The 8,640-nt window shown below is 74.4% G+C and carries 10 protein-coding genes; 4 read left to right on the top strand and 6 right to left on the bottom strand.

Going from position 1 to position 8,640, the window contains the following annotated elements; translation table 11 throughout:
* Nucleotides 1-310: 310 nt before the first annotated feature.
* The gene (locus E1283_RS26050) at nucleotides 311-883 is read right to left on the bottom strand and encodes a hypothetical protein (protein ID WP_132820596.1); all 573 of its coding nucleotides are present in this window, start codon (nucleotides 881-883) and stop codon (nucleotides 311-313) included.
* A gap of 168 nt (nucleotides 884-1,051) precedes the next feature.
* Between E1283_RS26050 and E1283_RS26045 the strand changes: the two genes are divergently transcribed.
* On the top strand, nucleotides 1,052-1,612 hold the full coding sequence (locus tag E1283_RS26045; protein ID WP_243745110.1) for a TetR/AcrR family transcriptional regulator: 561 nt from the start codon (nucleotides 1,052-1,054) through the stop codon (nucleotides 1,610-1,612).
* A gap of 24 nt (nucleotides 1,613-1,636) precedes the next feature.
* On the opposite strand, the gene E1283_RS26040 is transcribed toward E1283_RS26045, so the two are convergent.
* Together E1283_RS26040 and E1283_RS26035 are read right to left on the bottom strand one after the other, a co-directional pair.
* A complete protein-coding gene (locus tag E1283_RS26040) occupies nucleotides 1,637-2,863 on the bottom strand; it encodes a sialidase family protein (RefSeq protein ID WP_132820594.1) in 1,227 nt (408 codons plus the stop codon).
* 126 nt (nucleotides 2,864-2,989) lie between these two features.
* Nucleotides 2,990-3,901 (bottom strand): LysR family transcriptional regulator, encoded by a 912-nt coding sequence (locus E1283_RS26035; protein WP_132820593.1) that lies wholly within the window; start codon nucleotides 3,899-3,901, stop codon nucleotides 2,990-2,992.
* A gap of 100 nt (nucleotides 3,902-4,001) precedes the next feature.
* Between E1283_RS26035 and E1283_RS26030 the strand changes: the two genes are divergently transcribed.
* Nucleotides 4,002-5,024, top strand: a complete 1,023-nt coding sequence (locus E1283_RS26030) for an NADP-dependent oxidoreductase (protein WP_132820592.1) — start codon at nucleotides 4,002-4,004, stop codon at nucleotides 5,022-5,024.
* A gap of 9 nt (nucleotides 5,025-5,033) precedes the next feature.
* Here E1283_RS26030 and E1283_RS26025 read toward each other — a convergent pair whose 3' ends face one another.
* Complete coding sequence (locus tag E1283_RS26025) at nucleotides 5,034-5,396, bottom strand: DoxX family protein (RefSeq protein ID WP_132820591.1); 363 nt, start codon at nucleotides 5,394-5,396, stop codon at nucleotides 5,034-5,036.
* Nucleotides 5,393-5,947: a cupin domain-containing protein gene (locus E1283_RS26020; protein WP_132820590.1), complete on the bottom strand. Its 555-nt coding sequence runs from the start codon at nucleotides 5,945-5,947 to the stop codon at nucleotides 5,393-5,395. The genes E1283_RS26025 and E1283_RS26020 overlap by 4 nt, the downstream gene beginning before the upstream one ends.
* A gap of 80 nt (nucleotides 5,948-6,027) precedes the next feature.
* Between E1283_RS26020 and E1283_RS26015 the strand changes: the two genes are divergently transcribed.
* Together E1283_RS26015 and E1283_RS26010 are read left to right on the top strand one after the other, a co-directional pair.
* On the top strand, nucleotides 6,028-6,879 hold the full coding sequence (locus tag E1283_RS26015; protein ID WP_132820589.1) for a LysR family transcriptional regulator: 852 nt from the start codon (nucleotides 6,028-6,030) through the stop codon (nucleotides 6,877-6,879).
* 96 nt (nucleotides 6,880-6,975) lie between these two features.
* A complete protein-coding gene (locus E1283_RS26010; protein WP_132820588.1) occupies nucleotides 6,976-7,794 on the top strand; it encodes an SDR family oxidoreductase in 819 nt (272 codons plus the stop codon).
* 106 nt (nucleotides 7,795-7,900) lie between these two features.
* On the opposite strand, the gene E1283_RS26005 is transcribed toward E1283_RS26010, so the two are convergent.
* Entirely contained in the window at nucleotides 7,901-8,236 is a 336-nt protein-coding gene (locus E1283_RS26005; protein ID WP_425086229.1) for a sortase domain-containing protein, read from the bottom strand.
* Nucleotides 8,237-8,640: the final 404 nt, after the last annotated feature.

Here is an 8,640-nt window from a genome sequence, read left to right as displayed (position 1 = left end):
GGGATGGAGAGCCGGATGGGGGCCTGTGGCGGAGCCGCCAGCGGTGCGTTCGGGCGAGGCCTGGCGGCTGGCCGAGATCGCGGCGTCGGGAGGCAGTGCCGAACGCGGCGTTGATGCGCGCTGGTTCGGCCCGGTTGCCTCACCGACTCCTGCCGGGAACAGCACGGCGTTCACCGCTTCGAGCGTGCGCGCGCCGCCGCACCGCGGCCGGCCGTCGTCGAGTCCGCCGATTCACCCTGGCGGAGCGGCCCCGTCACCGCACGCTGGGCGACGGGGCGTCGCCGCGCCACGCTGATCGTCGGTGTCGGCGTCAGGCCGTGCCGGCCGCGCGGCCGAGCCGCAGCGCGGAGGCGAGGAAGAGCAGGCCGCCGACGATGGCGTAGCCGCCGAGGATCGACAGCGTGGGGTCGTCCGCGCCGGCCATGAGGATGAAGGACGTGCCGGCGATCGCCGATCCGGCGCCGCTGGCGATCATCGGCCACTGGCCGCCCAGCGTGCGGCGGCTGGCGCCGACGGCGAGTTGGACGAGTCCGGAGGCGATGGCCCAGGCTCCCCAGACGCGCAGGACCGCCGGGATGTCGGACGCGCTGGCGAGCGCAAGGGCGACGGCGGCGAGTGAGCTGATCGCGATGTTGGCGTAGAGACCGACGGTCGGTCCCGTCGGTCCCGACGACCGGGCGTCGACGACGGCGGCGGCCACGTCGAACAGCGGGTAGAGCACCAGCAGCGTCACGCTGACCGGCCCGAGGTCCGAGGCGGTGGCGAACAGCAGGGCGCCCCAGATCGCGGCGAATCCGAACCGTAGGAGGTACAGCCGGCGGAGCGCCGCCGGGACGGCGGCGGTGGCCGCGGTCGCGGTGGACGAGGGAGCGACGGTGGTCATGTGCGGGGCCCTTCGATGTCGACGTGACGCGTGACGGCGCGGATCACCGGGTAGTGCCCTCGGCTCCCGCTCTCGGTAGACTAACTAGTAACTCTACCGACAGGGATGACGATGCACGCTCCGGCCGCCCAGCGCAAGGGGGGACACGATGCCCGTACGATGAAAGGCGTGAAAGCGCCGGTGCGAGAGCGGCTGATCGAGGCCGCCGACGAGCTCTTCTACGCGCACGGGATGCGCGCCGTCAGCGCCGACCGGATCATCGAGCGGGTCGGCACCACGAAGGTGACCTTCTACCGGCACTTCAGAACCAAGGACGACCTCGTCGTGACGTACCTGGAGCGGCGCGCCACCCTCACCCGCGAGGGAGTGGACGCGGTGATCGCCCGGGCCGACGGCGACGTCGACGCGGCGCTGCGCCTGCTCTCCGAGGGAATCGGGGCCATGGCCTGCGCGCCCGGCTTCCGCGGCTGCCCGTTCATCAACGCCGCCGCCGAGTACGCCGACGCGGAGAGCCCGGTGCGTCGGGTCGTCGACGAGCACCGGGCCTGGTGGAAGGAGATGTTCGAGCGGTTGGTCGCCCCGCTCGGGCTGCCGGCCCCGTCCGCCGTGGCCGACGATCTGATGACCCTCCGCGACGGCGCCATGGTCGCCGGCTATCTCGGCGAGGGCGCCGCGGCCGGCGAGTCCTTCCTGCGCTGCTGCCAGGCGCTGCTTCGACCGGCCCGGTGACGGAGCGGGGCGAGAGGCACGGATCTAGCCGGCGCCCGGGCCGCCGAGCGGGCCCGTCGCGTAGTACGGCCGGCACACGTCGCCGTCCCAGTCGGTGGCGATCTGGAGCAGGCGCCGGCCGTCCGCCGAAGGCAGCAGCGGTGAGCTGTAGTTGGGGCAGTAGTTCGCATAGGGCGCGGGCACCGTCACCGGCGAGGCGATCGCCTCCCAGGGGCCCTCGCCGTTCGCCGCGTTGACCAGCACCGTGCGCCCGTTGCCGGCCGCCGTCGTGCCGTCCCGGTTCAGCAGCATCTGGCCCACCAGTACGATCCGCCCGTTCGGCGAGCCGTCGGGCGCCGGCGCCCAGGCGATGGTCGGGGTGGCGCGGAAGTACCTGCCGTCGGCCGTCTCGGGACGATAGCCGAGGTGCGCCGGGTCGCCCCAGTTCCAGCCGTCGGGGGAGGTGCGGTAGTGCGCCACGCACTGGTACTGGCCGCCGGGGTTGCAGATCTCGAAGCTCATGAAGTAGGTGCCGTTGGGCAGTCGCCGCACCACCGGCATCCCCGGCCGGTCCGGCTGCCAGGCGCTGGCCACCGTGTCGTGCCGACCGCTCCAGGTGACGCCGTCGTAGCTGCGCACCGCCACCAGCTTCTGGCTGTGGCCGGGGTCGGTCTCGTCCGAGTAGTGGCAGACCAGCGCGCCGTCCGCGGCGACCGAGAACTCGGGTTCCCAGAGCCCGGCGGTGCCCGTGGCCGTGGCGCACGTCGACAGGTAGGACCAGCTGCGGCCCACGTCGTCGCTGCGCCAGATCCGCAGGTCCATCCTGCGGTTCGCCTCGTCCTGCCCGGCCGAGGAGGCCCACAGCAGCGTCCCGGCGCGCAACGCGCCGATCTGACGCGGCAGTTCGTAGAGGGTGGCGCAGCAGAGGCCCTGCCCGCCGGCCGATTCGGGGTCTGCCACGGTGCCGACCTGCCGGAAGGTGGCGCCGTCGTCCGTGCTCTCGTGGATCGCGCCGAGACCGTTGTTCCCGTCGAAGGTGACGACGCTGGCCAGCACCCGTCCGTTGGCGGCCCCGTTGTGGGCCAGCCGGACGGCCCGCGGGTAGAGGCCCGTGCCGTCCCGCAGCGGCGTGCCGGACGCGGTGGGCGTGACGTCGTCCTCGGACGACGCGGCGACGGGTGGCGGGTCGGCGGCGGTCGACGTGGCGGCGGCCGGCACGCCGCACAGCAGGGCGAGCGACGCGCCGAGACACAGCGCGAGAACACGGTTCATGGGTGGTCTCCCGATCTCTGTGGTGGGGGCGAGGGAGGGGGCTCCCGGTAGGGTGGCGCAAGATATACATCGATGTAAATGGTCGGGAGCCACCTTTGTCGTCGAGGTTTCGCGCGCCCCTCCGGCCTACCGCCGGGAACCGTCCACCGCCCCGGGCGCGGCGGCGCGCAGCTCCCGCACCAGCGCGCGCACGGCCGCCGAGCCGGCCAGCTCCGGGGTGGTGACACAGCCGACCCGGCGGGTCGGGCGCCCGGGGCCGAGGTCGGTGATCTCGATCGAGTCGGGTGCCCCGGTCAGCGAGAGCATCGGCATGATCGCCATGCCGTGGCCGCCGCTCACCAGGGAGAGCACGGCGCCGTCGTCCTCGGCCTCGATGGTCGCCTTCGGGATCCAGTCCTGCCCCGCCCACCAGGCGCGGGTGTACGAGCCGCAGTTCTCGGCCCAGTCGACCAGCGGAAGCGAGCGCGGGGCGGCGTGTCCCGCGGGATGCGCCAGGGCGTAGGGCTCCTCGATGAGGCCGTTGGCGACCAGGCCGGGCGGAAGCGCTTCCGGGTCGCCGAGCGTGGCGATGCCGATGTCGGCCTTCCCGTCGGCCACTTCGCCCGCCGCGCCGCGGCCCAGTTCGCGGATGATCCGCACCCGCGGCTCGATCCCGGGGTGCGCGGCCCGCAGCCGCCGCAGCACCGGCGGCAGCAGGTGGAGCGCGGCGCTGCGGAAGGCCGCGATCCGCAGCGGCCCCGCCACCGCCCGCCCCGTGGCCGCGCCGCGCGCCTCGGCGGTCAGGATCTCCAGCAGGCGGAGCACGCGGCGGGCGTGGGCGACCGCGCTCGCGCCGGCCGGCGTCGGCCGGGCGCCGGCCCGCCCGCGCTCGAAGAGGACCGCGCCGATCCTGCGCTCGCTGCCGCGCACCGAGTGGGAGACGGCGGACTGGGTGAGACCCAGCGCGACCGCCGCCGCCGAGAACCCGCCGGCGTCCGCGACCGCCACCAGGACGCGCAGTTCGTGCGGCGCGAGATCGGAGTCTGCCGTGCGGGCCACGGGGCGCTCACCTCGATGTATGAGGACTGCTCATGGAACGGTGCGTCGGATGAGCCCAACCGGCTGCCGGAGTGCCGTATTCCCGCCCTACGGTCCGGGCATGAACGAGACCGCGCTCACCGTCCGGCAGACCGCCCGCCCGCACGGCTTCCCCACCGCCGAGCACTTCACCGTCGTCGAGTCCCCGGCCCCCGCCCCGGCGGACGGCGCCGCGCTCGTGCGGAACCTCTACTGGTCGGTCGATCCCTACCACCGCGAGATGATGGACGACGTGCCGGGCGGCTTCACGCTCGGCGAGCCCCTGGAGGGCCGCACCGTCGGGCGGGTCGTCGCCTCACGCACCCCTCGACTGGCCGAGGGGGACCTGGTCTTCCACCGTCAGGGCTGGCGCACCCACGCGGTGGTCACGCCTGAGGAGGTCCGGCGGCTGCCCGACCTCGCCGACGTGTCACCGACCGCCCACCTGAGTGTCCTGGGCGGCACCGGCCTGACCGCCTACGTGGCGCTGACCCGGATCGCCAGGCTCCAGGCCGGCGAGGACCTGTTCGTGTCGGCCGCCGCGGGCGGCGTCGGCACGGCGACCGGGCGGTTCGCCAGGCTGCTCGGCGCCGGGCGGCTGGTGGGCAGCACCGGCTCGGCGGCCAAGGCCGACCATCTCGTGCGGGAGGTGGGCTACGACGCGGTGTTCGACTACCGCCGGGGGCCCGCCGCCGAGCTGCTCGCCTCCGTCGCGCCGGACGGCGTCGACGTGTTCGTCGACAACGTCGGCGGCGAGCAACTGGGAGCGGCGGTGGGGGCGTTGCGCGAGTTCGGGCGCGTCGTCCGGGTCGGCACGATCAGCCGGTACAACACCCCGGACGCCCCGCCGCCGAGCTTCGACCACGCGGCCGTGGTGGAGAAGTCCCTCCGCGTGGAGGGCTTCCTGGTGCGGAACCACCGGGAACTCCAGGAGGAGTTGCACGAGTTCGCCGTGCCCCTGCTGCGGAGCGGACGGCTCCCGCTCGACGAGACGGTGGTCGACGGGTTCGAGCACATCGTGGACGCGTTCCTCGGCATGCTGCGCGGCGAGAACACCGGCAAGACCATCGTGCGGGACCACGCCGAGCTCGCGGCGCTGACCTGACGCCCGACGTCACAGCCACGTCGTCGCCGGCCAGCCGGTCGCCAGCGCGGCGAGCAGCAGCGTGACGTTGAGCGCGACCCGGCGGTCGCCGAGGCGCAGGTGGACCCGGATCGCGCCGAGTTGGAGGACGACGAACCCGCTCGCGGCGGCGAGCGCCAGCCAGGGCGCGACGCCGGTCAGCGGCGGCAGGACGAGCCCGGTCGCGCCCAGCACCTCGACCAGCCCGAGGGCCCGGACGGCGGGCATCGGCACGCTGTCCACCCAGGCCATCATCGGCCGGAGCCCGTCCCGGGAGCGGACCACCTTCAGCGCACCCCCGTAGAGGTAGAAGGCGGCGAGCGGGCCGGCGACGATCCAGTACGCGACGCTCACGACTCGCCCTCGCGCCGGGCGGCCCCGCCCGCTTCCGGCCCTCGCCCGGGGAGGCCGGTGACGGGCCCGGTGGCGGGCTCGGTGGCGTAGCGCCGCATCGCCCGGACGTTCGCCTCCGGGGTCAGCTCCCGGCCGTCGGCCATCAGGGCCTGGAGGTCGCGGAAGTACCGCACGTACCGGTCCGGCGTGAACGTGCTGAGCATGACGGCCGGCTGGTCGGTCACGTTGGCGAACGTGTGCGGGGCCCCGGGCGGGACCATCACGAGCGTGCCCGGCGTCGCGTCGTGCTCGTCCTCCCCGACGGTGAACCGGACGGTGCCGGAGACGACGTAGAAGCCCTCGTCGTGTGCGGCGTGGCGATGCTGGGGCGGTCCCGGCGTGTGCGGCGCGAGGACCGACTCGGTGATGCCGAGGCGGTGCCCGGTGGTGCCGCCGTCCTCCAGGACGCGCATGCGCGTGGTGCCCAGCAGGATCGTCTCGCCGTCGTTCGGGCCGACCACCGACACGGGCGGGTCGGCGATCGGCGCGGTGGCCTCGGGTTCTTCGGTCATGCCCCGATTCCACGGCCGCGGCACCAGGACTGTCCAAGACCTGTTCCGCGCCGGCGATACCGTCCGGGTATCGTCGCAGTATGGAGCTACGTACGCTGCGCTACTTCGTGGCGGTCGCCGAGGAGCTCCACTTCGGCCGGGCGGCCGCCCGACTGCACATGAGCCAGCCGCCGTTGAGCCGGGCGATCCGGCGCCTGGAGGCCGAGATCGGCGCCGCGCTGTTCGACCGCTCCTCCGCCGGCGTCGCCCTCACCCCGGCCGGGGCGGTGCTGCTCGACGAGGCCCGCGCCCTGCTCGACCACGCCGACCGGGCGCGGGTGCGCGTCGCCACGGCGGCCGGCGCCGCGACCCTCACCGTCGGCCTCCTCGGCGACAGCACCGACCCCGGCGTGACCCGGCTGGCCGGCGCCTACCGCCGGCGGCACCCGCACGTCGAGATCCGCGTGCGCGAGACCGACCTGACCGACCCCACCTGCGGGCTCTCCGCAGGACTGGTCGACGTCGCCCTGACCCGCGGGCCGTTCGACGGGACCGGCCTCACCGTGCGTGAACTGCGGGCCGACCCGGTGGGAGCGCTGCTCCGCACCGACGACCCGCTGGCCGGCCGCGCCTCCCTGCGGCTGGCCGACCTGGCCGACCGCCACTGGTTCCGGTTCCCGGCCGGCACCGACCCCCGGTGGCAGGCGTACTGGAACGGCGCGCGCCCCCGCGAGGGCCCCGTGGTGCGCGCCGTCCAGGAGTGCCGGCAGGCCGTGCTGTGGAACGGCACGGTCGGTGTGACGCTGCTCGACCACGAGCCCGGTGCCGGGCTCACCGTGGTGCCGCTCGTCGACATGGAGCCGAGCCGCGTGGTGCTGGCCTGGCCCGAGGGCGACCCGAACCCGCTGGTCCGTTCGTTCGTCGGGGCCGCGATCGCCGCCTACCGCGGCTGAGCGCGCCGCCGAGGCCGGGTGTGCCACCCCCAGGGTCGGGGCACCCGGGTCGAACGGTGCCTGGAACGGCCGTCGGATCCACAGCACGGTGGGGACATGACTTCTTCGACAACCCTTCCTTCCTCCTCCGCCTCGGTCGCCGCCGTCCCCGCCGCTGGCGGCCCGCTCGCCGGCCGGGTGGCCGTCGTGACCGGCGCCACCAGCGGCATCGGTGCCGCCACCGCCCGCCGGCTGGCGCTCGCCGGCGCCTCCGTCGCGCTGCTCGGCCGCCGCGCCGACCGGCTCGTCGAGCTGTCCGACGAACTGCGCCCGACGGCCGCCGGCCAGGTACTGCCGGTGGCCGCCGACCTGGCGGACCCCGACGCCCTCACCGAGGCCGCGGCGACCGTGCGTTCCGCACTGGGCCGGGTCGACCTCGTGGTGGCCAACGCGGGCGCGATGCTCGGCGCGCCGTTCGAGACCGCCGCCACCGCCGAGTGGGACCGCATGATCGACGTCAACCTGCGCGGGCTGCTGCTGACCGGCCGGGCCTTCGCCGACGACCTGCTCGCCGCCGCGGCGGACGGCGGCCCGGCCGACCTCGTGCACGTCGGCTCCATCGCCGGGCACGCCCTGTACCCCAACTGGTCCGTCTACTGCGCCACCAAGGCCGCCGTGGCCCAGCTGACCCGCAACCTCCGGGTCGAACTCGGCCCGCGCGGCGTGCGGGTGCACACCGTGGAGCCGGGCGTCACCCACACCGAACTGGGCGACGACATGCGGGACGGGGAGATGCGCGACGCCCTGGCGCGGATGCGCACCGACCTGCCGCCGCTGTCCGCCGAGGACATCGCCGACTCCGTGACCTTCGCGGTCTCGGCGCCCGCCAACGTGAACATCGCCGAACTGGTGGTGGTGCCCGTGCGGTTGGGCTGACCGGCGAAGCCGGCCGTGCGTGGCGGCGCGCCGCCACGCACGGCCTTCGGCCTTCGGCCCTGCTCCGTCACGAAGCTCGTCACACTCTGCGAGGACGTGCGGCTGCTCAGGTCGGCCGCGAGCTGACCAGTACCCCGATCTTGTCTATCCGGTGTTCCGGATTACCCAGGTCGTCGGACCAGTAGTTCCCGGCGGCGTGATCTTCCTGGGTGGCGCACGTCGAGAGGGTGATCATGGCCTCACTGGGGGTGCGGCCGGGTTGTCCGGGGACGGGCGCTCGTTGCTCCGCCAGGGAGCGCTCCGAACGGAACGAGGTCTCTCTGGTCTCGATCACCTCGTAGACGAACGTGCGTTGGTCGGTGACCACTTCGATCCTCGCGCCGTTCGCGAGGTCGGGGATCGCGAAGAACGGGCCGCCCGCCGAGTTTCGGTGCGCCGTCACCTGGTAGTTCCCGATGCCTCCGGGGCCGACTCCTCCGGACGGGCCGTGTGAGCTGGCCGCGATGCCGCGGTCCTGGATGACGGTTCCCGGGGCGTCGTCGGTCTGTCCCTGGTAGGGCTCGACGCGCAGGTTCCGGATGTCGACGTCCGGGATCGTCAGGTAGGCGACCTGCGGGCGGCCGTCGCTGGCGGAGAGCGCTTCCTGCTCGGTGCTCGGGTCCGGCGTGGGAGCGGGCGCCTCCTCGGCGACGCCGCTGGTGCCCTGTTGGTCGTCCGGCGCGGGCGCTCGCCGTCTCGGCCGAGCAGCCGGTGCCCGGCATCGACACCCCGACCCTGATCGACCAGGGCATCGACGTGTCGCTGCCCAACTGGCGCGGCCTCGTCGCCCCGCCCGGCATCACCGAG

Source organism: Streptomyces hainanensis (assembly GCF_004348415.1).
GTDB lineage: Bacteria > Actinomycetota > Actinomycetes > Streptomycetales > Streptomycetaceae > Streptomyces > Streptomyces hainanensis.
Note: the sequence above shows the minus strand (reverse complement) of the source record. Positions and strands in the feature narration are given on the sequence as shown.

Excerpts from the sequence above, each read along its gene's own strand:
- E1283_RS26040 (WP_132820594.1), bottom strand. The coding sequence starts at position 2,863 with ATGAACCGTGTTCTCGCGCTGTGTCTCGGCGCGTCGCTCGCCCTGCTG.
- E1283_RS26050 (WP_132820596.1), bottom strand. The coding sequence starts at position 883 with ATGACCACCGTCGCTCCCTCGTCCACCGCGACCGCGGCCACCGCCGCC.
- E1283_RS26010 (WP_132820588.1), top strand. The coding sequence starts at position 6,976 with ATGACTTCTTCGACAACCCTTCCTTCCTCCTCCGCCTCGGTCGCCGCC.
- E1283_RS26030 (WP_132820592.1), top strand. The coding sequence starts at position 4,002 with ATGAACGAGACCGCGCTCACCGTCCGGCAGACCGCCCGCCCGCACGGC.
- E1283_RS26015 (WP_132820589.1), top strand. The coding sequence starts at position 6,028 with ATGGAGCTACGTACGCTGCGCTACTTCGTGGCGGTCGCCGAGGAGCTC.
- E1283_RS26020 (WP_132820590.1), bottom strand. The coding sequence starts at position 5,947 with ATGACCGAAGAACCCGAGGCCACCGCGCCGATCGCCGACCCGCCCGTG.